Genomic DNA, 24,330 nt, shown 5'->3' on the forward strand with positions numbered 1-24,330 from the left:
CGTGCCCCGCTACGCGGCGACCGCGATCCCCATCCGGCGCGGGTCGCCGCATGAGCGCATCTCGCCCGTGGCCTGGTCGATGGTGATGCCGTCGAAGTTGCCGGTCATCGAGTTCCAGGGGCCGATCTCGCGCGTCCACAGCCGGTTGCGGCCGGCCCACCGCTGCACGTCGGCGAGCACGGCGTCGGGGAACCCGGACTCGAGCGTCGTGCCGGGCACCCAGCCGCGCGCGGGGTCGTGCGGGCGTGCGCCGAAGCGCGGCTCCGCGACGCTCTGCTCGATCGGCATGCCGAAGTCCATGAGGTTGACGAGGTTCTGCAGCACGCACGCGACGAGCGAGACCGACGGTGAGCCCGAGACGATCACGGGCGCGCCGTCGCGCAGCACGAGGCTCGGCGCGAGGTAGATGGTCGCCCGCTCCCCCGGCTGCGGCATCACGCGCTGGAAGAACGAGCCGCCGCCGGCCAGCTGGAACCCCTCGGCGTAGAGGCCGTTCACCCACGGCGACGCCATGTGCGAATGCGTGAGCGTTGCGACGTTGTGGTCGGCGTCGATCACCGAGAGGTGGATCGTCCCGGGTGAGGGCGGCGTGGCGCCGGCCGGCGCGGCGAGCGTGTCGAGCAGCGCGAAGCGCTGCCGCGCGTACTCCTTCGAGAGCAGCACGTCCATCACGCGTGCGTCCTCGCGGAAGCGGCGCTCGCGCGGCGCGGCGTAGTAGACGGCGTTGTGCACGGCGATGAGCGCCGAGAGCGTCTCGGGTGAGGCGCTGGCCGGTCCCAGGGCCGCGAGGTCGAGCTGTTCGAGCATGTTGAACGCCTCGACCAGCTGCAGGCCGCCGTCGTCCGGCGGCGCCGACCCGATGAGCTCGAAGCCCCGGTAGGTCCCGCGGACCGGGTCGGCCCACTCGGGCTCGTAGGCCTCGAAGTCGGCGATCGTGATGACGCCGCCGTCGGAGTCGCTCGCCGCGCAGAACGCGCGCGCGAAGTCGCCCAGGTAGTAGTCCATGCCCTCGTCGCGCAACCGCTTGAGCGTGCGCGCCGTACGCTCCTGCACGAGCGCCTCGCCGGGGCCGATGAGCGAGCCGTCACGGAAGAACATCTCGCGCGACTGCGGGTTCCGGCCGAGGTTCTGGCGCGCGTGGTACATCTCGCCGAACAGGTACGGCGACACCGCGAACCCCTCGCGGGCCGCGTCGATGGCGGGCGCGAGCAGCCGCCCGACCGGCATCGTGCCGAATCGTTCGTGGGCGGCCGCGAAGGCCGGCCACCACCCGGGCACGGGCACCCCGCGGGCGCGCGTCAGGTCGGCGCCCCCGAAGTCGGGCAGCTCGGCGAGCGGCGCATTGATGTTGCCCGACAGGTACGACGCCGTGCCGGTCGCGGCCTCGCGGTAGACGAGCGAGATCCCGCCCGTGATCGAGGTCATGTGCGGCTCGGTCACGAGCTGCGTCGCCGCGACGGCCAGCGCGGCGTCGAGCGCGTTGCCGCCCTCGCGGAGCACCGCGGCGCCCGCCTCGACAGCGATCGGCTCCGAGCTGACCACCATGCCCCGGGTGCCGGTGACGACGGACTTCGCGCCGAACCGGCCGGGGGTCGCGTACTCAGGCTTCACCAGATCCTCCTCGTCGCCGCGTCGACCGCGGCCTATCCCACCTCGACGGCTTCGCGACGCGCGCGCTGCGCCACCGGGTCCGGCACCGGGATGGCGCCCAGCAGCGTGCGCGTGTACGCGTTCTCGGGGTCGTTGATGACCGCGTCGGTCGGGCCGTTCTCGACGACCTGCCCGTCCTTCATCACGAGCACCCGGTCCGAGATGGTCGACACCACGTAGAGGTCGTGGCTGATGAAGATGCAGGCGAAGTCGTGCTCGCGCTGGAGCCTGGCGAGCAGCTCGAGCACCGTCACCTGGACGGTCACGTCGAGCGCGGAGGTCGGCTCGTCGGCGATGAGCACGTCGGGCCGGTGCGAGATCGCGCGCGCGATGGCCACCCGCTGGCGCTGCCCGCCCGAGAGCTCGTGGCGCCGCCGCTCGATCCACGTCGGGTCGAGATCGACGGCCGCGAGCAGCTCGCCCGCGCGTCGCCGCAGCTCGCGCGTGTCGCGCACCGTGCCGCTCCGCCAGAGCGGCTCGGTCACCACACGCCAGAGCGGCAGGCTCGGGTCGAGCGAGGACGTCGGGTCCTGGAACACGACGCCGAGGCGCGAGAGCGCCCGCCGGCGGTTGCGCCCGCGGAGCCCGACCAGCTCGGTGCCACCGAGCGAGACCGACCCCTCGGTCACCGGGGCCAGGCCGAGGATGGCGCGCGCGATGGTCGACTTCCCGGATCCGGACTCGCCCACGATCCCGAGCGTCTCGCCGCGCGCGACCGTGAGCTGCGCGCCGCGCACGGCGGCACGCCGGTTCTCCTCGGTGCGCGGGCGCCGCAGGCCCGACCGGCGGTACTCGACCACCAGGTCGCGGACCTCGAGCGCCGGTTCGGCGGCGCGATCGGCACGGCTCGGCGCCGAGGCATCCGGAACCTGCGCGGTCGCGACCTGCGCGCCCGGCTCGGTGGCGACCTCCGCGCCCGGCTCGGTCGCGATCGTCGCGCCCTCGGTCACCTGACCGGATGCCGCGCCCGCGGCCGGCTCGGACGCGACGCCCGAACCCGCCGGGGCCGCCTCGGGCCCGTCCTCGCCGTGCAGCGCGCGTGCCGCGGCAAGCAGCGACCGCGTGTACTCGTGCTGCGGGTTTTCGAAGATCGAGAACACGTCGCCCGACTCCACGACCCGCCCATTGCGCATGACGACGACGGAGTCGGCGATGTCGGCGACCACGCCCATGTCGTGCGTCACGAAGACCATGCCCATGTTCTCGCGCTGGACGAGCTCGCGGAACATCGCGAGCAGGTTGCGCTGCGTCGTCACGTCGAGCGCCGTGGTCGGCTCGTCCGCGATCAGGAGCGCGGGCTCCCACGCGACGGCACCCGCGGCCATGATGCGCTGACGCTGCCCGCCCGACAGCTGGTGCGGGTAGCGCTGCAGCAGGTCGTCGTAGCCGCCGAGCCCGACCAGCTCGAGCAGCTCCTGCGGCTCGCGCCGCCGACGCGAGGTCGCGGACTCGTGCGCGCCGATGGCCTCGGCGAGGAAGTCACCGACCGTGTGCAGCGGGTTCAGGGCCGTCATCGGCTCCTGGTAGACGCACGCGATCTCAGCGCCGCGGTACCGCCGCATGTCGGACTCGGACGCGCCGATCAGCTCGGCGCCCCGGAAGCGGATCGAACCGTGACGCTCGGTGCCGGGCGGCAGCAGGTTCGGCACGGCCATCGCCGTCATCGACTTGCCCGCACCCGACTCGCCGACGAGCGCGACGACCTCGCCGGGCGCGACCGTGAACGACGTGCCGTGCACGATGGGCTTGCCCGAGATCTCGATCCTCAGGTCCGAGACGGTCAGCAAAACCTCGTCGCGTGCGTTCATGCGTTGACCCCCGTTCCGACCGACATGCCGTCAGGGCGCTGCGCGGCGGCCGTCCGCGCGGGGCGGCGGCGCCGGGTGACGCCGCGAGGGTCGAGCAGGTCGCGCACCCAGTCGGCCACGTAGCCGAGCGCGACCAGCAGCGCGACCAGGACGATGCTCGGGATGAGCAGCTGCCACGGGCTCTGCATGAAGTACTGCTGCCCGGTCGCGATCATCAGACCGAGCGAGGGACGCGGCGGCGTGATGCCGAGCCCGAGGAAGCTGAGCCCGGACTCGAGGCCGACCGCGAACGCGAGCGTGAGGAATCCCTGCGCGAGCACCAGCGGGCCCACGCCGCGCAGCAGCGGCCCGCGGATGATCTGCCAGCGCGTGCCGCCGAAGAGCTCGGCCGACTCCACGTGCAGGGCCTGCCGGAGCGAGAGCACCTCGCCGTAGGTGAGGCGCGCGAAGGTCGGGAAGAACGCGATCGCGACCACGGCAACGACCGTCAGGTCGCTCGCCCCGTAGAGCGAGACGATGAGCATCGCGAAGACCAGGTTCGGGAACGCGAGCACGACGTCGACGACGCGCATCAGCAGCAGGTCGGCGAGGCCGCGGAAGTAGGCGGCGAGGATGCCGATCAGGGTGCCGATGACGGCCGCCAGCAGCGTGCCCGAGGCGCACACGATGATCTCGGTGCGCAGCCCGACCACGAGCCGCGCGAACGTGTCACGGCCGAGATTGTCGGTGCCGAGCGGATGCCCCGGGGTGCCGACCGGCGCGAAGGCGTTCGAGACGTCCTGGGCGAGCGGATCGACCGTGCTGAAGATGGGGTAGATGAAGATGAACAGCACCACGAGGGCCATCACGCACGTCGTGATGAACAGCCCGGGGCTGGACCGGTTCCAGATCGTTCGGAACGCGTTTCGCATCGCGGGTCACGCCTCCACTCGGGGGTCGAGGGCTCGGTACAGGAGGTCGACGAGCAGGTTCGTGAGGATGAACACCACGGCGAAGACGATGACGATGCCCTGGACGAGCGGGTAGTCGCGGCCGTTGATGGCGTTCAGCAGCGTGCTGCCGATGCCCGGCCAGTTGAAGACCTGCTCGATCAGGACCGTGGCGCCGAGCAGCCCGCCGAGCTGCAGACCCGAGACCGTGATCACCGGGTTGACCGCATTGCGGAACACGTGCCGGCGGAACACCCGCGTCGGCGGAAGCCCCATGCCGCGCGCCGTGCGCACCCAGTCCTCACGGCGCACCGAGAGGATGGAGGTCCGCGTCACGCGCCCCACGATCGCGAGGAAGCCGAACGAGAGCGCCAGACTCGGCAGGAACGCGAAGTACAGGAACTCGCCGATGCCGTCCTCGGGCGACCGGTAGCCGAGCGAGGGGAACCAGCCGAGGCTCAGCCCGATGACGAGCGACAGGAAGATCGCGATCACGAAGCCCGGCGTCGAGACGGCGACCGAGATGAAGCCCGAGAGCACCCGGTCGAGCACGCTGCCCGGCCAGTTGCCCGACAGCAGGCCGAACGCGAGGCCGATGACGCCGCCGATGACGATCGCCAGGAGCACGAGCGTCACGGTGTTGCCGAGCGGCGACACGATGATCTCGGTCACGGGCGCCGAGTACTTGATCGAGTTGCCCAGATCGCCTCGGAGCAGGTTGCCGAGGTAGGTGACGTACTGCACCAGGATCGGCTGGTCGAGACCGAGCTCCTGCTCGAGGGCGGCGACGGCCGCGGGGTTCACGTCCCCGCCGCCGGCGCCACCCTGCAGGATGATCGATGCCGGGCCGCCCGGGACGGCGCGCACGGCCAGGAAGACCAGTGTCACGACGCCCCAGACGGTGACGACGCCCAGTCCGAGTCGAAGCAGTATGTAGCGAATCATTGAGAACCCATTCGAGTCAGAGGGCGCCGTCCATGGCGCGGCTCAGTCCGTGAGGTGCGCTCCGGCGAGGCTGTACATCGACGAGTAGACGGCCGGGCCGTTGATCATCTCGAAGCCCTCGAGCGCGTCGGTGTAGGCGTACGCCGCGGTGCCCTGACCCCAGGTCACGAAGGGCACGTCCTGCAGGTAGATCTCGCCGAGCTCGTGGTAGATCGCCTTGCGCTCGGGGCCGTCGGGCGTCTTCGCGCCCTCATCGAGCAGCCCGGCGTACAGGTCCTGGTTGATGCCGAAGCTGCGCACGAACGTCGGCTCGCCGATGAAGGCACCGGTGAGCGCCGACGGGTCGTCGATCGCCGCGGGCGGGCCGCCGATCATGAGGTCGTAGGAGCCGGCGTTGCCCTTCGCGATGAGGTTCGCGTAGTCACCGGTCTCGATCTCGGCCGTGATGCCGATCTCCTCGAGGTTGCTCTTGACGACCTGTGCGCGCTCGCTGTGACCGAAGTACTGCGAGTTCGTCAGCAGCGTGACGGTGAAGCCGCCGCCCGGGAAGCCGGCCGCCGCGAGCAGCTCTTCCGCCTTGTCGAGGTCACGCGCGTAGTGGTTCGCCTGCTCCTCGTCGAAGTACTCGCTCTCCTGCGAGATGGGCAGGCCGCCGTTGGCGGAGCCGTAGCCGAGCGTGCCGACCTCGTTGATCGCGTCGAGGTCGACCGCGTAGGCGATGGCCTGTCGCACCTCGGGGATCGCGATCGGGCCCTCGGTGAGGTTGAACTGCAGCGCGCCGTAGAGGCCGTAGGCGGTGTCGAGCGTCACGCCGTTCGCGTTCTCGAGCGTCGCGTAGTCGGCGGCGGGCACGTAGTCGATGAACTGCACCTGCCCGCTGATCAGCGCCTTCACGCGGGTCTGCGCGTCGGCCATGAAGGTCATCTCGATCTCTTCGAGCTCGACCGAGTCCGCGTCGTAGTAGGTCGGGTTCGCCTCGAGCGTGTAGGAGACGCCCTTCTGGTAGTCCGTGATCATGAAGGGGCCGGCACCCACGGGAACGCCGTCGGCGTCGACCTCCTCCTCGGGGACGATCGAGTTCAGCGGGTTGGCGATGACCTTCGGCAGCGCGGTCTGCGGCTCGCCGAGGGTGAGCACGACGGTGGTGTCGTCGGGCGTGTCGATCGCCGAGATGTTCGCGAACGACGTCTGGTCGGCGGCGCCGTTCTCGGGCACCGCGAGGTATTCGTAGGTGCGCTTGACGTCGGCTGCGGTCAGCGGGTCCCCGTTGGAGAACTCGAGTCCGTCGCGCAGCGTGAACGTGTAGGTGAGGCCGTCCTCGGTCACCTCGTACTCGGAGGCGAGCGCGGGGACCACTTCGCCGTCGGGGCCGTAGGCCAGCAGGCCGCGGCGCACGAGCGTGGTGACCTGGCGGTTGGCGGAGCCCTGGTCGACGCCGGTCTTGAAGCCGGGGGGCTCGGCCGAGAAGCCGATCGTGAGGGTCTGGTCGGCCGCGGCTTCGCCGCTGCCGCCGTCGCTCGAGCCGCTCGCGCAGCCGGTGAGGCCGAGGGCGAGCGCGAGGCCGCCGGCGAGGGCGACGGCGCCGAGCCGGGAGCCGCGCGGGCGCCGGGGATTGAGGATGTTCATGCTGTGGTGATCCGTCTCTTGAGGGCCCCGAGGGGCATGCGGAGGGGAAATGCGTGCCCGGCTGCAATGCCGAGGACCGGCGCCGTATTGGGAACGTTCCCGATCGGCGTTCGTCCCACTCTGTCGCAGGTTGGGAACGATGTCAATATCATGGGGGGAAGATTTGCCGTGAGCGCCTGGTCTGCCTCGGTGGCGGCGCACGGCTCGTCCGCTACGATTCATCGACCGAACAGGAGCGACGCATGGCGCACGGAGCAGTGACCATTATCGACGTTGCACTGGCCGCAGGCGTATCCAAGTCCGCGGCGGCCCGCGTCCTCGCGCAGAGCGGGTCCGCGAGCGAGAAGACCCGGAAGAAGGTCCTCGAAGCCGCCGACCGCCTCGGCTACCGCCCGAACCAGCTGGCCAGGGCCATGAAATCCGGGGCCACGAACACCATCGGCATCGTGGTGCCCGACGTCGCGATCCCGTTCTTCTCAGCGGTGGTCCGCGGGCTCGCCGACACCGCGAGGGCGGCCGGATTCGAAGTCCTGGTCAGCAACACCGACAACGACGCCGACATCGAGGCCAGGGCCCTCGAGCTCCTGGCCGAACAGCGGGTCGACGGCATCGTCATCGCCCCCGTGTTCCAGCGCGACCCCGCCGCGATCGTCCGCCTGCACCGCGAGGGCATGCCGATCGTCCTGCTCGACCGCAGCATGCCGGGCCTCGAGCTCCTCCCCCTCGTCTCGGTCGACCACGTCGACGCGACCGAGTGCGCCGTGCGCGCCCTCATCGACGACGGCCACCGTCGCATCGCGCTCGTCACCGAGGCATCCGCGGCGCCGTCCGAGCTCGCCCAGCTGACCGACCGCGCGACGGACGACGCCGACCGCTCCCTGCTGCGCCCCTCGGCGCAGCGACTCATCGGCTACGTGCGCGCGCTGCGCGCCGCGGGACTCGACGTCGACGACGAGCTCATCATCCGTTCGGGCTACACGACCGCGGATGCGCAGCGGGCGGTTCACGACTTCCTGGGGCGCGGCATCGACGCCACGGCCCTGCACGCCACCGACGCCGTGCTGAGCTCGGGCGCCTACCGAGGCATCCGCGCCTGCGGCCTGAGCGTGCCCGACGACCTGTCCTTCATCGGCTTCGACGACCAGGACTGGACGACCATGGTCGAGCCGGCGGTCACGGTCGTCGAACAGCCGCGGCAGCGGCTCGGTGCCACCGCGACCACGATCCTGGTCGGGATCATCCGTGGCGGCGCGACGGAACCGCTGCGCCAGATGCTCGCTCCCGAGCTCCTGGTGCGCGGTTCCGTCGCCGCCCCGTCCGCACGCGCGACGGTTCAGTCGCGGTAGCTGCGAGCCGTCTCCGCGGCGACGCGGCCGTCACGCACGTCGGCCTCGAGCGCCGCGTCCGGTCGCGCGGCCGGGTCGCCGTAGCCGCCCGCGCCGGCCGTCTCGATCGACGCCCACTGGCCCGGCTGGAGGACGGTGTAGCCGTGATCGATGGGCGTCGCGTCCTCGCTGAGCACACACCGGGCGGATGCTCCTGGGCCGCCGCCGAACACGCCCCACGGCTGCGACTTCTGCCGGCTGGTGTCGAGCCAGAAGTGCACGTTCTCGGCCTCGGCCCGGATGCGGCGACGGATGCCCATGCCGCCGCGGTGCTCGCCGATGCCGCCCGAGTCCTCGATGAACTCGTAGGCCTCGACCATGAGCGGGTACTCGGTCTCGAGGCTCTCGACCGGCAGGTTCGACGTGTTCGTCATGTGCACCTGCACGCCGTCCAGGCCGTCCTTGTTGTACCGGGCGCCGCTGCCGCCGCCGATGGTCTCGAGGTAGACGAAGTCCCGTCCGCGCGCGTGGTCGTGGCCCGAGAAGTGCACGCCCGTGTTGGCGCCGTTCGAGGCGCCCGTGATGCGCTCGGGCACGGCCGGCGCGAGCGCGCCCTGGATCAGGTCGACGATCCGCTGGCAGGTCTCGCTGCGGCCGTTGACCGCGGCGGGCGCCGAGCAGTTGATGATCGACCCCTCGGGCGCCTCGATCGTCACCGGGCGGTAGAGCCCGGCGTTCGGCGCGATATCGGGGTCGATCAGCGTCTTGATCGTGTAGTAGACCGCGGCGTACAGCCCCGTCCAGACCACGTTCACGCTCGCGCGCACCTGCGGCGGGTTGCCCGCGAAGTCGAAGAGCATACGGTCCCCCTCGACCACGATGCGCACCCGCAAGGTGAGCTCGTCGTCCAGCTCCGGGCAGTCGAAGCGGTCCTCGAACGTGTACTCGCCGTCGGGGAACTCCGCGATCGCGGCCCGCGTGCGGCGCTCGGTGTAGTCGAGCAGCTCGGTGCCGATCGCGCGCACGACCTCGACGCCGTAGCGCTCGCAGAGCTCGCCGTACCGCGTCACGGCGACGCGCAGGGCGGCCTCCTGCGCGCGCAGGTCGGCGATGCGCTCCTCGGGCACCTGGCAGTTCAGCAGGATCAGCTGCAGCAGCTCGTCCTGCCGGACGCCCTCGCGCACGAGGTGCACGGGTGGGATCCGGATCGCCTCCTGGAAGATGTGCGCGTGCCCGCGGTCGCCGAAGTCGGCGTGGTGCGCGAGCGTCGCGGCCCAGGCGGTGAGCTCGCCCTCCACGAAGATCGGGGTCGCGAGCACGATGTCGGGCAGGTGCGAGCCGCCGCCCGTGTACGGGTCGTTGCCGATGAACACGTCACCCGGGCGGATCTGCTCGAGCGGGTACTGCTCGCGCAGCGCGGCCACGATGCCCATGAGCGACCCGAGGTGCAGCGGCGAGCCGCCCTCGTCCTGCGCGATGGCCTGCCCCTCGGCGTCGAACAGGCTCGCCGTGCAGTCGCGGCGCTCCTTGATGTTCGGCGAGTACGCGGCCTTGACCAGCGTCTCGCTCATCTCCTCGACGATGGTCGACAGCGCGGAGCCGACGACCTCCACCAGCACCGGGTCCAGCTCGACGGCGGTCATTCCTGCTCTCCGATCTCCACGACGAGGTTGCGGTAGGCGTCCACGCGGCACGTGTCGGACGGGAGCAGGACGGTCGTGGTGTCCATCTGCTCCACGATGGCGGGCCCGGTGATCACGTCGCCGGGCGTGAGCTTCGACCGGTCGTAGACCGGGGTGTCGACGTAGCCGACGGCGGGATCGAAGCACGTGCTCCGGGTCGCCACGACGGCCGTGCTCGGGTCCGACGGCGACAGCTCGTCGCGCTGCACGTCGACGTGGGCGGCCGAGCCGGCCGCCTCGAGCCGGAACGTGACGACCTCGACCGCGGCCTCCTCCGAGCGGTAGCCGTAGACTCGCTCGTGGGCCTCGTGGAAGAGCTCGACCACGGCGTCGACGCCGTCGGCGGCGAACGAGTGGCCGTCGGGGATCTCGACCGCGAGCTCGAAGTTCTGCCCGCGGTACCGCAGGTCCATCCGGCGGGTGAGCGTACGGCCGCCTTCGGCGACCTCCTCCTCGACGAACCAGTCGGCGGCGCGCGTCGCGAGCTCGCCGAAGACCTGGTCGAGGTCCGTGGCCGTGCCGGCGTCCACCGCCGTGATCAGGGTGCGCATGAAGTCGGTCTTGACGTCGGTCATGAGCAGGCCGAGCGCCGACTGCGCGCCCGGGATCTCGGGGATCACGATCGTGCGCATGCCGAGCTCGCGCGCGAGCCGCGAGGCGTGCAGCGGGCCCGCACCGCCGAACGGCACCAGCGCGTACGCGCGCGGGTCGTACCCGCGCTGGACGCTGACCACGCGGATGGCGCGCGCCATGTTCGCCGTGACGACGCGGAGGATGCCGAGCGCGGTCTCCTCGACCGAGAGCCCGAGCGGCTCGGCGAGACGCTGGACCGCGGCGACCGAGGCCGACCGGTCGATCTTCATCTGGCCATTGAGCAGGTACTCCGGGTTGAGCATGCGCAGCACGACGTTCGCGTCGGTCACGGCCGCGTCGTCGCCGTTGCCGTAACACGCGGGGCCGGGGAAGGCGCCGGCGCTCTGCGGCCCGACGCGCAGGTGGTTGCCGCTGTCGATCCACGCGAGCGAGCCGCCGCCCGCGCCGACCGTGTGGATGTCGAGCATGGGCGAGCGGACGGGACGGCCGTCGAGCTCCATGCCGGCCGTGACCTTGGGGCGCCCCTCCTGCACGAGCGAGATGTCGGACGACGTGCCGCCCATGTCGAACGTGATGATGTCGTCGAATCCGGCGGCCGAGCAGATCTGGGCCGCGCCGACGACGCCCGTGCTGGGCCCGGAGAGCACAAGCCGGACGGGCAGCGACTCAGCCGTCGAGAAGGGGATCACGCCGCCGTTGCTCTGGGTGACGTGCGGCACGGCGGTGAGCCCGCGGTCCGCGAGCACGCCGCGCAGGCGCGCGAGGTAGTTCGCGACCACCGGGCCCACGTACGAGTTCGTCACGACGGTCGAGAGCCGTTCGTACTCGCGGAACTCCGGCAGCACGTCGCACGAGAGCGACACGTACGCGTCGGGCAGCTCCTCGCGGACGATCTCGCCGATGCGACGCTCGTGGGCGTCGTTGAGGTAGCTGTAGAGCAGGCAGACCGCGATCGACTCGACGCCCGCGTCGCGCAGCTCACGGACCGCCCGGCGCACATCCTGCTCGTCGAGCGGGGTCTCGACCTTGCCGGTGTGCCTGACCCGCTCGGTGACCTCCATCCGCAGGTGCCGCGGCACCTGTGGCGACGGCTTGTCAGCCTGCGGGTCGTACATGCTGGGCCGCCGGCCCCGGCCGAGCTCGAGCAGGTCGCGGAAGCCGCGCGTCGTGATGAGCCCGGTCCGCGCGCCGCGCCCGGTCAGCAGCGCGTTCGTGCCGACCGTCGTGCCGTGCGCGAAGTAGCCGACCTCGTCGATCGTGCGACCGCCGATCTGGTCGAGGATCTCGGTCACCCCCTGCACGATCGCGCGGCCCGGGTCGTCCGGCGTGCTCGAGACCTTGCGCACGTGCACGCGCCGGGTCTCCTCGTCGAACGCGCAGACGTCGGTGAACGTCCCGCCCGTGTCCACTCCGATGCGCAGGCTCATGCCGTCACCGCTTCCTGGTCGTCGTTGGTCTCGTGTGTGGTGTCGTGCGCGCGGCGCACGGCGTCGGCGTTGAACGGGATCCCGTGCTCGAAGGCGCCGTTGACCTGGCAGACCTGCGCGGCCTGCGCGCTCGCGGCGACGAGGGTCGATCGTATCTCGCGCCCGGTGCCGAGGCCGACGAGCAGGCCCGCAATGAAGGCGTCGCCTGCGCCGAGCGTGTCGCGCACGTTCACCCGGTCGGCCTCCTGGTGCTGGATGCCGTCGGCCGAGCCGAGCAGCGCGCCCTGCGCGCCGAGCGTCACGAGCGCGTACTCGGCGCCGCCGTCGAGCACGCGCCGGACGAGGGCGCGCGCCTCGGACTCGCCGAGGTGCCCGCCCGAGAAGCTCGCGAGATGCAGGTGCGGCAGGTACGGCTCGACCTCGGCGGCGTCGAACCGGGTGCCGAAGTCGAACGAGACCCGGGCCCGCTGCGCCATCTCGGGGACGCGGGGCAGCAACGACCCCGCGTACCCCGAGTGCACGACGTCGTACTCGGCCATGGCCTCCAGCTGCGCATCCTCGAGCTCGAAGAGCGCGGTCGTGCGGTCGGACCGGAGGAACACGCGGTCGTTGCCGATCAACTCCACATCGGCCGTGGCGTTGGGCCCGTGCACCACGCGCGTGAGCGAGGTGTCGACGTGCTCGGCCTCGAGCGCGCGCAGGATCTGCCGCCCGGCGGCGTCGTCGCCGAGCACGCCGAGGTAGCCGGCACGCGCACCGAGCCGGGCGGCGAAGACCGCGACGTTCACCGCGTTGCCGCCCGGGTACATCATGGCCTGATGCAGGTAGCGGTCGGCGACGTTGTCACCGGCACCGAGGACTCTCATGGAAAAGCTCCCGCCCGCCGGTCAGTAGGCGATCTTGTACATGTAGCGGCGCTGCGACGTGTCGTGTCCGCGCCGGGCGGCGACGTGGTCGAGCACGCGGCGCTCGGCGCTCATGAGGGCCAGCACGCTGAGGTCGGGGCGCGACTCGGCGGGGATGCCCGGCAGCGAGAACTGCGCCGTGTCGACCGCGGCCGAGTTGCGGGTCTGCTGCTCGGCGAAGCGCACGACGCGCTCGCCCAGGGCACGGCTGGCGTCCTCGGCGACCAGCGTGACCACGGTCGTGTCCTCGAGGACCATCTCGAGCGGCCCGTGGAAGAAGTCGCCGGCGTTGATCGCGGCCGAGTTCATCCAGCTCATCTCCTGGAAGTAGCACCAGGCCATCATCTTCGCCATCCCGTACGCGGGGCCGCCGCCGACGATGTAGCTGAGCGGCGCGTCCGCGGCGGAGAGCAGGTCGGCGACCCGCTCGCCGGCCTCGGCGACCTCGTCCTTGACGGCGCGGAGTGCGCCCGGCAGCGCGGGGATGCCCGCGCGGAGCTGCGCGGCCTTCTCGGGTGCGCCGTAGGCGTCGAGCAGGGCCGCGGCGATCTGCTCGTTGTGCACGAGCTTCGGCTCGGTGATCGAGATGGTGTCCGGGTAGTCGAGGTGCACGTCGCCGATGCGCGAGAGGCCGTTGTCGCCCTGCCGCGAGATCCCGGCGACGAGTGCGCCGCGCTCCTTCGCGAACTCCGCGGCGGCGACCGTCTCCGGGGTGTTGCCGGAGTGCGAGGCCGCGACGACGAGCGCCTTCTCGTTCAGCCCGACGGGCGCGCGCGAGGTGAGCTCGGCGCTCGTGATGCGCTGGGACACGATCGACGGCGCGTAGCGGTCGAGCAGGTCGAAGGCGGGATACGTGCCGAAGTGCGATCCGCCGCAGCCGACCAGGTAGACGCGCTCGACCCCGCGCTCCACCGCCCGCTCGACGAGCGCGCGCGCCTTGTCGTCCTGGTCGATGGCGTGCTGCACGCATGCCTCGAAGTCGTCGGGAACCGGGATCAAGTCGCTCATCGCTATCGCTCTCTGTTGCGTCGGATCGTGTGCGGGACGTGCGAACCAGAAAAGTGGAACGTTCCCACATCGAGTACTCTTCCGCAGATTGGGAACGGTGTCAACACCTGGATCCGATGGGATGCGGCCGTGGGCGCCGGCGAGACCCGGCCGACGCGGCGCGATCGGGCGAGCGCTGCGCAGCTGGATCAGCGCGGTCGGATCAGCGCGGTCGGGTCAGCGCGGTCGGGTCAGCGCGATGGGTCAGCGCTGCGCGACCGGCGTCCAGGCGCCGCTGCCGGCTTCGGCCACCGTCGCGCCCGCAGCGAACCGCTCGATGCGGAACGGCGCGAGCACCGGCGACGGCGCCCCCGTCGCGATCTCCTCCGCGAGCAACTCACCGAGGATGAGCCCGAGCGTCGCCCCCGAGTGCGTGAACAGCACCGACAGTCCGGGCACCGCGCCCACCGCACCGACCACGGGCTCACCGTCGCCCGGGATCGGCTTGGGCCCGATGCCCACGCGGCTCACGGTCAACCTCGGGCGAGCGGCGAGCACGGCGGATGCCTCGGCCAGCAGCCCGTCGATGGTGGCCGCCGGCACGGACAGCGCGCCGTCGGCGCCGACGACGACCGATCGCTCGGCCCACCCCGCGTCGAGCGACACTCCCCCGTCGGGCCTCGGCCGGACCGCGACGCGCGGCGTGTTCAGCACGGTTCGCACGGGCGCCGGCAGTGGGTCGGTGACGACGAGACACGCCGGCACCGTGGCATCCGGAACCGTCACGCCCAGGGCCGCGAGCTGGGCGGGCGCGCCCGCGCCAGTTGCGAGCACCACCCGGTCGGCGTCGATGCGCCGGCCGTCTGCGAGGCGCACGCCGCGCACCGCACCGTCGTCGATGACGACTTCGGCCGACCCGGCACCCTCGATCAGCTGCGCGCCACCGGCGACCGCCTCGTCGACGAGCGCGGCGACGAGGTACGGCAGGTCGACCCACCCCTCGCCCGGATTGAAGATCGCACCCTCTTCGGCGACCGCCTCGGCGCGGACCTCGGGCAGCCGCGCCGCGACCGCGGCGCGATCGAGCCAGACCGCGTCGTACCCTCGTGACCGCTCCAGCTCGAACGTCGCGCGGAGGCTCTCACCCGGCCGCGCCCACTTGAGGGCGCCGTCGAACCGCAGCCAGCGCGCGCTCCCGGGGTTCCGCGCGAGCCAGGTGCGGTAGCGGTCGATGCCGAGCAGGCGCAGGGCGTGGTACTCGGGCGAACGCGCACCCGACGAGTTGAGCCACGACAGCGAGCGGCCGGAGGCCCCGTCAGCCACGCTCCCGGCCGTGAGCAGCGTCACCTGCGCCCCGGCCCGGACGAGATGCGCGGCGGTCGACGCGCCGAGAACACCGCCGCCGATGACCGCGACCCGGATCGGGTGCGGGCCGGCCGGGCGCAGGTCGATCGGGCGCAGGGCGTGCATCGCTTCCTCCGTCGGCGGGCGCGGACGTCGACAGTCTGGAGGGGCCCCGTGACGAATGCAAGCCCGATACCGCCGGATACCGCGCTTAAGTGGCGTAAGCCCCACCGGGGTGAGGGGTGGGGCTTACGCGGTAGGCATCACTGCCTGACGCGAGCGACGGCTCCGGGGTGGTGAGGGTAGAGCGCCGATCGCGTAAAACTATAGTACCACACTGATATATTCTCTGCAAGGGGACCCGAGTACACTCATCGCCTCAGGGTCCGCAGGCGGATGTCGTGATCACATTTCGACCTATTCTGATATATTGAGATGCGTACAACGAGGTCATCCGAGGGGGAAACACCGGTGTTTTCACTCCGATCCGGCAGCGCGTCGATCCTCGCCGCGCTGCTCATCGCCACTCCGCTGCACGCCAGCACCGCCTCGGGGGCGGCCGAGCCCGACATCACCAGCCAGGCCTGCCTCGCGCGGGTCGGCGTTCCGGTCGCCTGCCAGGTGGCCGACGTCGGCGGCACCGACGCGTTCGGCGCGGGTGCTCGCGCCGCCGATCCGGAAGGCGCGGGCGCCGAAGACTCCGCGCCGCAGGCGACCGGCCTGCCGCCGGGTCTCGTGATCTCGGGCGACGGGCGCATTTCGGGCACGCCGACGCAGCCGGGCATCTCGACCGTGACCCTGACGATCGACGGCCGGCCCGCCGCGAGCGTGCCGGTCGTCGTCTCGAACGTCGACTACATGGCGGTGACCATGTCGGCCGACGCCAAGACGCTGCGGGGCACCCGCTGGGACGGCAGCCACACCGTGCTGCACGAGCAGCTCTACGGCAGCGACGTCCGCGATCTCGGCATCCACCCCGACGGGTCGGTGTACGTGCTCACCCGGCGCACCCTCTTGCGGATCGAAGGGCCGGGACTGGTCAGCGTGGTGGTCGAAGGTCTGGAGTCCGAGGCCATGGACATCGCCTCGAACGGCGACATCCACATCGCCACGCGCAACGAGGTGCTGACGATCCGGGCCGACGGCAGGGCCGTGAACCGGCTGCGCGGCGTCAAGGTCTGGGACGTGGTCGCCGACGACGCCGGCAACCTCTGGACCATCGAGTTCGTGTCCGGCGCTCGGGTCGTCCGGCACATCGACGTCGGCACGGGCGTCGTCCGGCCGCAGGCCGCGGGCGCCGACCCGATCTCGATCGCGGCCAACCGCGGATACGTCTACGTCTCGACCGCTCCCGTGCTGGGAGAGCCCCATCGGGTCGTCGCGATCGGCCCCGATGGCGCGTCGAGCACGGTGATGCCGGAACGTCACCTCCGCGTCGACTACAGCGACGCCTACGGCCTGCTCGCGACGGAGCCGGATGCGAGCTCGCAGCGCGCGTGGGCCGCGCCGCTGCAGCGCAGCGACCTCGCCGACCCGACGTTCAGCAAGATCGCGGTGGCCAAGCATCTGCGGTTCACGGGCGTCCCGCCCGCTCGCGCTCTCGTCGATGAGTTCGACGTCGGGTACGGGCGGGTCGTCCCCGGGGATGTGATCGGTTCGGTTCGTCCGGCGTATGGCACGCATGCGTGGTGGTCGATGCCCGGCGGCACGCCCCAGCATGGGGTGTCGGTCTCGCCGCAGGGTGTGCTCACCGCGGTCGAGGGCCTTCGCCTGGGCCGGCACACGCTGCTCATCGAGGCGCAGATGGACGGTGTCACCCAGCTCGTCCCGGTGGTCGTGAACTGCGCGTGAGCTGAGTCGAGCACACGACCGGTCTTCGACCTAGCGCGCCTTGACCGGGTGGTTCTCGGCAGCGACCCGCTCGCCGCGCGCGATGAGATCCGTGGTGATCGCGGCGTACTCGGTGAACTGGTTCGGGTTCGAGAGCAGCGCCCGCGCACCCTCGTAGCGGAACGTGTCTCCGACCAGCCGCAGGTTCTCGGCGAACTGGTCACGTTGCGCCAGCGGCAGGGAGGCGGTCCCGGGCACCGCGACCGTGCGGAACTGCACGCTGACCGTGCTGCCGGTGAGGCTGTGCAGTGCGGGCCCGGTGGCCGGATCCACGAGCGCACACTGGTCCCACCCTTGCGGGTCACACGAGCCTGCCGCGAGGCCTTGGGCGGCCGCGCCGTCCGCGAGCAGCGTGTTCGTCATCGGTCGGAGGGGGTGCGCGGCGGTCTTCTCGACCCGGTCGGCGGCCGTCCGCAGGACCCCGACGATCGAACGGTTCTGCTGCGTGTATCGCGCCGAGAGGTACACGCCGATCGAGTTGCTCGCCGCGGCGAGGCCCTCGTTCGCGTACTGGCCCGGTGCGAACGAGGCCATCACGAGCTGGTTCGGCTCCGCCGGGTTCCCGAGGCCCGTGATCAGCGCGTTGGTCGTGGCGTCTCTGAAGTAGATCCGCCGGTACAGGTCCGCGTGCGTCACGCTGTCGAGGCCCTGTGACGAGGAGTTCAACAGCGTCAGCCGCATGGGGGCCTGATCGAGCCCGTTCGGGCGAGGCGTTCCGGTGCCGGTCAGGTTCGGCCTCGCGACCTGCGCGGTCGCAAGCGGGGCCTCGAGCGCGCCAACGTCGATCACGTCGGACGCATAATTCTCGGCGACCACGCGGAAGAAGCGGTAGTCCTTCGCGGCGCCCGGTGCGGTCTGCCAGTCGAACGTCGACGTTCCCAGGGTGACCCGGTCGCCGTCGCGCGTCGGCGCGAGGGGCGAGGCCACGGTGCCCAGGGGGTCCCAGGTCTGACCGTCGATCGAGCCCTGGGCGATCGGGAGCGGGAAGGTGGCCGATGTGAGGTCGGCGGACGCGCCCGGGACCTGCCAGGTCACCGGCGACACGGCGAAGCGATACACCGGCCGTGAGGGGTCGTCGGGGCCCGACGGCGGCGCGCCCACCGGCGCCGGGGTCAGCTGCACCGCCTCGAGCGCCGGCCCGTCGACGATGGTCGGGGCGGCGTGCCGATCGGTGACGATGACGCGGAAGCCGAATAGTCCGGCCGCCTCCACCTGGACGACCAGCCGGCCGGTGCCGACCTGCTCCTTGACTCGCACGCCGTGCCTATCGGCCTCGAACTGCACGACCTGGCGATGGCCGGGCTCTCCCGCAGGCTCCACCTGAGCGAAGAAGATGCCGGGGTTGTCGCGGCACGCATCGCCGGAGAACAGGTGCGCGGTCGCGAACGGGCCGGCGGCCGCTCCAGCGGGGATGCTCGCCGGCTGGGTCGGCAGCGGGCCGGCGGCCGCACTCAGTGGCGCGCTTCGCCAGCACCCTTCGGCACGGGTCGGACCCGCGAACGTCCGGAATGCGACCTGGGCGCGCGAGCGGTTGTCGACCTGCACCGACCAGGGCCGGTAGCCGGGCACCATCCACGGGAGGTCGTTCGCGCCGGCGCTCTCGACGACGACGAGGTTGCCTGCCTGGTCGCGTTTGACGACGTGCGAGGACCACTGGTTGCCCAGACCGTGCCCGTACCCGACCCGGGCCTCACCCGAGACATCCGTGAAGAACCGGATCGCCCCGACCACCCCACCATCGATCTGACCGCGATCACCGCCGTCGACGGCCTCCAGGAAGCTCAACCGGCCCAACGTCGGCCACCCCACCGCAAGCTCGGTCCGACCACCCGCACCGAACGGACCGAACTCGATCTCCTGCGGCCACTCGAACTTCGCCGGATCATTCGGACGCAGATTCTTCGCCCACAACTCAGCCCCGGTCACCGCATCGAACGCCAGCAACGCCGGCATATCCCCCGTCAACACCCCCACGGCCAGCATCAACTTGTCTCCGACCGGCCCGAACCGCAATTGCGTGATCTGATCCCGCTCATTGGACCCATACACCGACCCGAACCGGTGCGGACCCGAGTAGTGGAGCATCAGCAGATGCACATCGGGCATCCCCTCGACGCTGTGGTCCACGATCCGCACCCCGCCGTAGTTGAACCCGATCGCCAGATACTCCTTGCCCTGCCACTCGATCCCAGCCAACGCCGTCACCGCGAAGTCCGAACCCTCGACCCGCTGGTTCAACACCACCCCGTCAACCGAGTACTTCGTCGTCACCGACCCATCCGGGAACTTCTGGCCGAGTGCCCCTCCGCCCCTGACGCGCAACACGCTGACGTAGATGTGCTCGCCCGCCACCGCGAGCCGGCTCGCACCCTGCCCGACCCGATTGGCCATATTGATCCCGCCGTAGAACACCGGACCGAACACATCCTTCGGCCACGCATGCGACGTGCCCGCCTCGAACGATCGCAACACCGCCGAACCCCGCGTCACCGGCTCCACGATCTCCACCCGAGACCCGTTCAAGCGCACCACCTGCTCATACCCCAGCCCGAGCACATCAGCAGCCACCGTGTTCGTCCCACCCACCGTCACCCCTGCACCGGGCGGCAGGGATCCGGCCGAGGCAGTCGAAGCGCTGGGCGGTTCGCCCGCCATGGCCGTCGGCACGTTCGCGCCGGTCACGAGCGTCAGCACACTCGCGACGACTGCCGTCCACAGCACACCGCGTGCTCGACGTCGCCTCGGCCCGCGCGCGAGCTGCAGGATCCCCGACTTCCTCTCGTTCATCGGATGTCCCGACTCTCGAAGGTCACCCGTTCACCGTGCGCGAGCAGGTGCGCGGTGATCGTCGTGACGCCTCCGAAGGCGTTCGGGTTGGTGAGCGTCGCACGACCCGCACCGATCTGGAGCACGTCGCTCGGCAGGCGCGGGAGCTCGCGCGCCCGCTCCGGGCGGATCAGCGGCAGGGACGCCGAGCCGGGGACGACGCCCGTGCGGAACTGCACGCCGACCGTCGTCGCCGTGAGGCTGTGCAGCGCGGGCGCGATCGCCGGATCCGCGAGCACGCAGGCGCCCTCGGCACACGAGCCGATGCTCAGACCGCCCACACCCGTGCCCTGGGTCGTGAGCGGGCCCTTCGCGGGCGACACGGCAACGCCGGCCCCTGAGTGGTACGCGGACTTCGTGGTTCCGACGTCCTTGAAGTTGGCGACGACCCGCGGGCCCGTCTCGCGCGAGCGTACCGAGAAGTACACCCCGGTGGAGGCGCTTGCCTGCGCGCTCAGGCCCTCGTTCGCGTACTGACCGGGCTGGAGCGAGTACATGAGCGCCCGGTCGGGGGCCGCCGGATCGCCGAGGCCGGTGATGAGGGCTTTGGTCTCGCTGTCCCGGTAGTAGATCCGCTGGTACAGCTCCGCGTGCGCGGCGGGGTCGAGCCCCTGGCCGAACGCGTCGAGGAGGCTGACCCGCATGGCGAGCTGATCGAGCCCGCTGCCCCGTGGCGCGCCGGTGCCTGACAGATTCATGTTGGCCACGAGCGAGGTCGGCGCCGGGGGCGTGAGCGTGGTGACGTCGACGATCTCCGAGTGCGCACCACCGGCCGCGATCCGGAAGTACCGGTAGTCCTCCGGTGTGCCGGGCCCGGTCTGCCACTGGAACACGGACGCGCCCATCGTGACCTGGTCGCCGGTCCGCGTCGGCGCGAGCGGCGATGCGAGCGTACCGAGGTCGCGCCAGCTCGAACCGTCAGCCGACCCCTGCGCGACCGCGAGCGGGAGCGTCGCATCGGCGAGCTCGGCCTCCGACCCCGGCACGCGCCAGGTCACATCGGTCACGGTGAACCGGTGCACGGGCCGGGATGGATCGTCGTGGCCGGAGCCCGGCACATGGCCGTCGACCGGGGCGGGGGTGAGGCGTGCGGCCTCGAGCCGCGGCGTACCGACGATCACCGGCGCGGCGTACCGATCGGTCACGACGATCCGCGACCCGAACAGCCCATCGGGCTCGGTGTGCACGGCGAACCGGCCCGCACCGACCTGATCGTGGACCCGCAGCCCCGATGCGTCGCCCGACACCTGGACCACCTGCCGGTGACCTGGCTCGCCGACGGGATCCAACTGGACCGAGAAGACCCCGGGCAGGTTCGGCCGGCACGAGTTGCCCGGTTGCTCTCCCCAGACTCGGTGAGCCGTCGCGAATTGCGCGGATCGTGTTCCCGCGGTCACCTGCAGCGGCTGCGTCGGCAGCGGGCTCGTCACTCCATGCATGCCGCTGGTCACCCAGCAGCCCTGCGCCTCGCTGTCGCCCGCGAACGGCTGGATCCGGACTCCGACGCGCGCTCGATTGTCGAACTGCACCGACCACGCGCGGTAGCCGGGAATCATCCACGGCAGGTCGTCACCGCCGCCGGCGGCGGCCGCGGCGAGTTCGCCACCCGCATCCGCCTTGAGCACGTACGTCTCGAACGTCTGGCCGAGTCCGCGGCGGACCGCGACCCGCGGGTCACCTTCGGTGTTCGTGAAGAACCTGGCCACGGCGAGCACCCCGCCGTCCCATGATCTCCAGGTCTCCCCATCGGACAGGTCGATGAAGCTCGTCGTGGCGCGGGTCGGCCAGCCCACCGCGGCCTGCATCTCCCCGCGCGGTCCGAACGTCCCGACCGAGATCACCTCCGGCCATTCGAATGGCTGATCCCATGGCCGGTGGTTCTGCTTCCAGACCTCCTTCCCCGTGATAGCGTCATGCGCCAGAAGCGCGGGAAGCTCCGTGGTGAGTGCGCCGATCACCACGAGGAGCCGACCGTCGTCGACGCCGAACTTCACCTCGGTGATCTGATCGCGCTGCAAGAAGGAACCGGCGCCCGTACGATGCTTTCCCGAGTAGTGCACAAGCAGCGGAGCCACGAGGTCGGGCATCGCGTGGGTCGTGGTGTCGGCGAGACGGACACCGCCCAGATTGAGTCCGAAGGCGAGATGCTCGCGATCGTTCCACTCATACGCGTCCAGCGCCGTGATCGCATAATCCCCGGCCACGGCCCGTTCCAACCCCTTGCTGCCGTCCGGCCGGTATTGCGTGATCACTGCTCCGTCCGCAAGCACCTCTTTCCACCCGGTCTGATGGTGGATCGTCTTGGTCCTGAGATTGCTGACGTAGATGTGTTTCGAGGTCGCGGTTACACGGCTTGCGCTGTGCCCGGCGAGCATGCCGATCATGTTGCTGCCGCCGTAGTACAGAGCCCCATCCTCGGTGCGCGGCCACGTCGCTTCTGCCCCCACCTCGAACGAACGCAGCACATTGGACCCTCGGGTGACCGGGTCCACGATCTCGACGCGGGAACCAGTGAGGCGAACGATCTGCTCGTAGCCGAGGCCGAGGATGTCGACGGTGGCCTCGTTCTTCTTGGCCGGCACCGTGAGGCCGGCGTCATCGGGAAGCGATGCGAGAGTGCCTGCGGCCGAGACATCCGATGCGGTCGGGGCGATCCCAGCCGCCCCCGCCGAAGGCACGCCGAGGCCGGCGATCAGCGCGGCACCGCCGAGCAGGGCGATCGTCGCCCGGTGCACCATGTTTTTCATGATCGTCAGCCTTCCTATTTCGCCCTGATCCAGTGGTTCTCGGCCACGAGCCGCTCGCCGTGGGCGATGAGGTCCGTGGTGATCATGCCGTTGTAGGCGAACTGGTTGGGGTTCTCGAGCATGGCTCGCGTGTGCTGGTAGATGAACGTGTCGCTGAGCAGGGGGAGCTCCTCGGGGACCCGGTTCGGCTGGGTCAGCGGCAGGGAGGCCGCGCCCGGGACCGCGATCGTGCGGAACTGCACGCCGACCTTCGTCGCCGTCAGGCTGTGCAGCGCCGGCGCCTCCCAGGGGTCGGCGAGCCCGAGTGCGCATCTGCTCTCGCCGCACGCCCCCACGCTCAGTCCGTTGGCCGCGGTGCCCATCGTCAGCAGCGAGTTCGCCGCCGGCGAGAGCGTGATGGTGCGCTGGTGCGTCTGGATCCTGTCGCCCGTGGGTTTGAAGACGGCCGCGATCTGGCGGGCGTGCGGCTGGCGCGCGGAGAAGTACACGCCGATGGATGTGGTCGCCGCCGCATCCAGCAGCTCGTTCGCGTACTGTCCGGGTTCGAGCGAGAACATCGTCAGCTGGTTCGGTTCCGACGCGGTGGCGAGCCCGGTGATCAGCGACCTGGTCGTCTCATCGCGATAGTAGATCCGGTCGTAGAGAGCCGCATGCTCGGCCGTGTCGAGCGCCTGGTCCCATGAGCCGCGCAGGCTGACTCGCGCGGGGAGCTGGTCGAGGCCGTTGGCGCGGGGCGCCCCGGCACCCGTGATCATGAGCGTCAGTACCGCGAGCGACGGGGCCGGGGCCGCGAGCTGCGTCACATCGATGACACTCGACGCCGCACCGCCGGCCGTGACCCGGAAGTACCGGTAGTCGTGCACCGCACCGGGGGCGGTCTGCCAGTCGAACACGGCATCGCCGAACGTGAGCCGGTCGCCCTCGAGCGCCGGCGTCTTCGGTGACGCGACGGTGCCGAGCTGGTCCCACGACGTGCCGTCGACTGAGCCCTCGGCGGTCGGGAGGTCGACGGTCGCCTCAGCGAGATCGGTGCCGGCACCCGGCAGCTGCCAATCGACTCCTGAGACCGTGAACCGGTACACCGGCCGCGACGGGTCGTCCGGGTCCATCGTCGCCTTCCAGCCCACCGGGGTGGCCGGGGTGAGTCGTGCCGCCGCCAGCACCGGGGCCGCCGCGATGGCGGGCGCCGCATGCTGGTCGCTGATCACGATCCGAGTTCCCAGGTCGACACCGATTCGCTCGAGCCGCATGGTCAGCCGGCCGCTCCCGACCTGGCTCTCGAGCTCCATCTCGTGCGCCTTCGCCATGAGCCGCACGACACGACGGTTGCCGGGCTCGTCTTTGGGCTCGACCTGGAGGTAGAACACACCCGGTGTGCTCTGATCGCAGGCCTGGCCCCGGGTCCGGTGGGCGGCCTGATACGGGCCGGCGGCCGCTCCAGCGGGGATCGCCTGGGGCGCCGCGGGGAGTGGAGCCGGCACGCCGTGCAGCGCGGCGCCGAGCCAGCACCCCTCGGCGCGGGATGAGCCGGCGAACGAGGTCACCGTGACCTCGGATCTGGAGCGGTTGTCGATCTGGACCGACCAGGGCCGGTAGCCGGGCACCATCCAGGGCAGGTCGCCCACGGGGCCGCTGTCGATCACGA

14 protein-coding genes and 1 pseudogene are annotated in these 24,330 nt (G+C 71.1%); 2 read left to right on the forward strand and 13 right to left on the reverse strand.

Annotation, left to right across the window (positions count from 1 at the left end; all coding sequences use genetic code 11):
• Positions 1–9: 9 nt before the first annotated feature.
• The 5 genes from RH864_RS02845 to RH864_RS02865 are packed head-to-tail and all read right to left on the reverse strand — an operon-like array spanning position 10 to position 6,958.
• Entirely contained in the window at positions 10–1,611 is a 1,602-nt protein-coding gene (locus RH864_RS02845; protein WP_310515982.1) for a gamma-glutamyltransferase, read from the reverse strand.
• 32 nt (positions 1,612–1,643) lie between these two features.
• On the reverse strand, positions 1,644–3,458 hold the full coding sequence (locus RH864_RS02850) for an ABC transporter ATP-binding protein (protein WP_310515983.1): 1,815 nt from the start codon (positions 3,456–3,458) through the stop codon (positions 1,644–1,646).
• On the reverse strand, positions 3,455–4,369 hold the full coding sequence (locus RH864_RS02855; protein WP_310515984.1) for an ABC transporter permease: 915 nt from the start codon (positions 4,367–4,369) through the stop codon (positions 3,455–3,457). The genes RH864_RS02850 and RH864_RS02855 overlap by 4 nt, the downstream gene beginning before the upstream one ends.
• A gap of 6 nt (positions 4,370–4,375) precedes the next feature.
• Positions 4,376–5,332, reverse strand: coding sequence for an ABC transporter permease (locus RH864_RS02860; protein ID WP_310515985.1), 957 nt, complete (start codon positions 5,330–5,332; stop codon positions 4,376–4,378).
• A 42-nt stretch (positions 5,333–5,374) separates the two neighbouring features.
• Positions 5,375–6,958, reverse strand: coding sequence for an ABC transporter substrate-binding protein (locus RH864_RS02865; RefSeq protein ID WP_310515986.1), 1,584 nt, complete (start codon positions 6,956–6,958; stop codon positions 5,375–5,377).
• A gap of 242 nt (positions 6,959–7,200) precedes the next feature.
• Between RH864_RS02865 and RH864_RS02870 the strand changes: the two genes are divergently transcribed.
• Complete coding sequence (locus tag RH864_RS02870) at positions 7,201–8,304, forward strand: LacI family DNA-binding transcriptional regulator (protein ID WP_310515987.1); 1,104 nt, start codon at positions 7,201–7,203, stop codon at positions 8,302–8,304.
• Here RH864_RS02870 and RH864_RS02875 read toward each other — a convergent pair.
• The 5 genes from RH864_RS02875 to RH864_RS02895 all read right to left on the reverse strand — a co-directional run bounded on the left by RH864_RS02875 (position 8,292) and on the right by RH864_RS02895 (position 15,348).
• Positions 8,292–9,926, reverse strand: coding sequence for a hydantoinase B/oxoprolinase family protein (locus RH864_RS02875; protein ID WP_310515988.1), 1,635 nt, complete (start codon positions 9,924–9,926; stop codon positions 8,292–8,294). The two genes, RH864_RS02870 and RH864_RS02875, sit on opposite strands and share 13 nt — an antisense overlap.
• Positions 9,923–11,986 carry a hydantoinase/oxoprolinase family protein gene (locus RH864_RS02880; protein ID WP_310515989.1) on the reverse strand — a complete coding sequence of 688 codons (2,064 nt, stop codon included), beginning with the start codon at positions 11,984–11,986 and terminating at the stop codon, positions 9,923–9,925. Before RH864_RS02880 ends, RH864_RS02875 begins: the two co-directional genes overlap by 4 nt.
• On the reverse strand, positions 11,983–12,852 hold the full coding sequence (locus RH864_RS02885; RefSeq protein ID WP_310515990.1) for a PfkB family carbohydrate kinase: 870 nt from the start codon (positions 12,850–12,852) through the stop codon (positions 11,983–11,985). The genes RH864_RS02880 and RH864_RS02885 overlap by 4 nt, the downstream gene beginning before the upstream one ends.
• 21 nt (positions 12,853–12,873) lie before the next feature.
• On the reverse strand, positions 12,874–13,899 hold the full coding sequence (locus RH864_RS02890; RefSeq protein ID WP_310515991.1) for an SIS domain-containing protein: 1,026 nt from the start codon (positions 13,897–13,899) through the stop codon (positions 12,874–12,876).
• Positions 13,900–14,142: 243 nt separating this feature from the next.
• Complete coding sequence (locus RH864_RS02895; RefSeq protein ID WP_310515992.1) at positions 14,143–15,348, reverse strand: NAD(P)/FAD-dependent oxidoreductase; 1,206 nt, start codon at positions 15,346–15,348, stop codon at positions 14,143–14,145.
• 345 nt (positions 15,349–15,693) lie between these two features.
• Between RH864_RS02895 and RH864_RS02900 the strand changes: the two genes are divergently transcribed.
• A complete protein-coding gene (locus RH864_RS02900) occupies positions 15,694–17,073 on the forward strand; it encodes a putative Ig domain-containing protein (RefSeq protein ID WP_310515993.1) in 1,380 nt (459 codons plus the stop codon).
• Between the two features lie 30 nt (positions 17,074–17,103).
• On the opposite strand, the gene RH864_RS02905 is transcribed toward RH864_RS02900, so the two are convergent.
• The 3 genes and pseudogenes from RH864_RS02905 to RH864_RS02915 form a co-directional block, all read right to left on the reverse strand.
• Positions 17,104–19,899, reverse strand: a complete 2,796-nt coding sequence (locus RH864_RS02905; RefSeq protein WP_310515994.1) for a hypothetical protein — start codon at positions 19,897–19,899, stop codon at positions 17,104–17,106.
• Positions 19,896–22,685, reverse strand: coding sequence for a hypothetical protein (locus tag RH864_RS02910; protein WP_310515995.1), 2,790 nt, complete (start codon positions 22,683–22,685; stop codon positions 19,896–19,898). Before RH864_RS02910 ends, RH864_RS02905 begins: the two co-directional genes overlap by 4 nt.
• A 14-nt stretch (positions 22,686–22,699) precedes the next feature.
• Positions 22,700–24,330: pseudogene (locus RH864_RS02915) on the reverse strand (hypothetical protein); the annotation flags it as partial.

This window comes from Agromyces aerolatus (assembly GCF_031432255.1).
Classification (GTDB): Bacteria; Actinomycetota; Actinomycetes; order Actinomycetales; family Microbacteriaceae; genus Agromyces.

Excerpts from the sequence above, each read along its gene's own strand:
- RH864_RS02850 (WP_310515983.1), bottom strand. The coding sequence starts at position 3,458 with ATGAACGCACGCGACGAGGTTTTGCTGACCGTCTCGGACCTGAGGATC.
- RH864_RS02855 (WP_310515984.1), bottom strand. The coding sequence starts at position 4,369 with ATGCGAAACGCGTTCCGAACGATCTGGAACCGGTCCAGCCCCGGGCTG.
- RH864_RS02860 (WP_310515985.1), bottom strand. The coding sequence starts at position 5,332 with ATGATTCGCTACATACTGCTTCGACTCGGACTGGGCGTCGTCACCGTC.
- RH864_RS02865 (WP_310515986.1), bottom strand. The coding sequence starts at position 6,958 with ATGAACATCCTCAATCCCCGGCGCCCGCGCGGCTCCCGGCTCGGCGCC.
- RH864_RS02870 (WP_310515987.1), top strand. The coding sequence starts at position 7,201 with ATGGCGCACGGAGCAGTGACCATTATCGACGTTGCACTGGCCGCAGGC.
- RH864_RS02875 (WP_310515988.1), bottom strand. The coding sequence starts at position 9,926 with ATGACCGCCGTCGAGCTGGACCCGGTGCTGGTGGAGGTCGTCGGCTCC.
- RH864_RS02880 (WP_310515989.1), bottom strand. The coding sequence starts at position 11,986 with ATGAGCCTGCGCATCGGAGTGGACACGGGCGGGACGTTCACCGACGTC.
- RH864_RS02885 (WP_310515990.1), bottom strand. The coding sequence starts at position 12,852 with ATGAGAGTCCTCGGTGCCGGTGACAACGTCGCCGACCGCTACCTGCAT.
- RH864_RS02890 (WP_310515991.1), bottom strand. The coding sequence starts at position 13,899 with ATGAGCGACTTGATCCCGGTTCCCGACGACTTCGAGGCATGCGTGCAG.
- RH864_RS02895 (WP_310515992.1), bottom strand. The coding sequence starts at position 15,348 with ATGCACGCCCTGCGCCCGATCGACCTGCGCCCGGCCGGCCCGCACCCG.
- RH864_RS02905 (WP_310515994.1), bottom strand. The coding sequence starts at position 19,899 with ATGAACGAGAGGAAGTCGGGGATCCTGCAGCTCGCGCGCGGGCCGAGG.
- RH864_RS02910 (WP_310515995.1), bottom strand. The coding sequence starts at position 22,685 with ATGAAAAACATGGTGCACCGGGCGACGATCGCCCTGCTCGGCGGTGCC.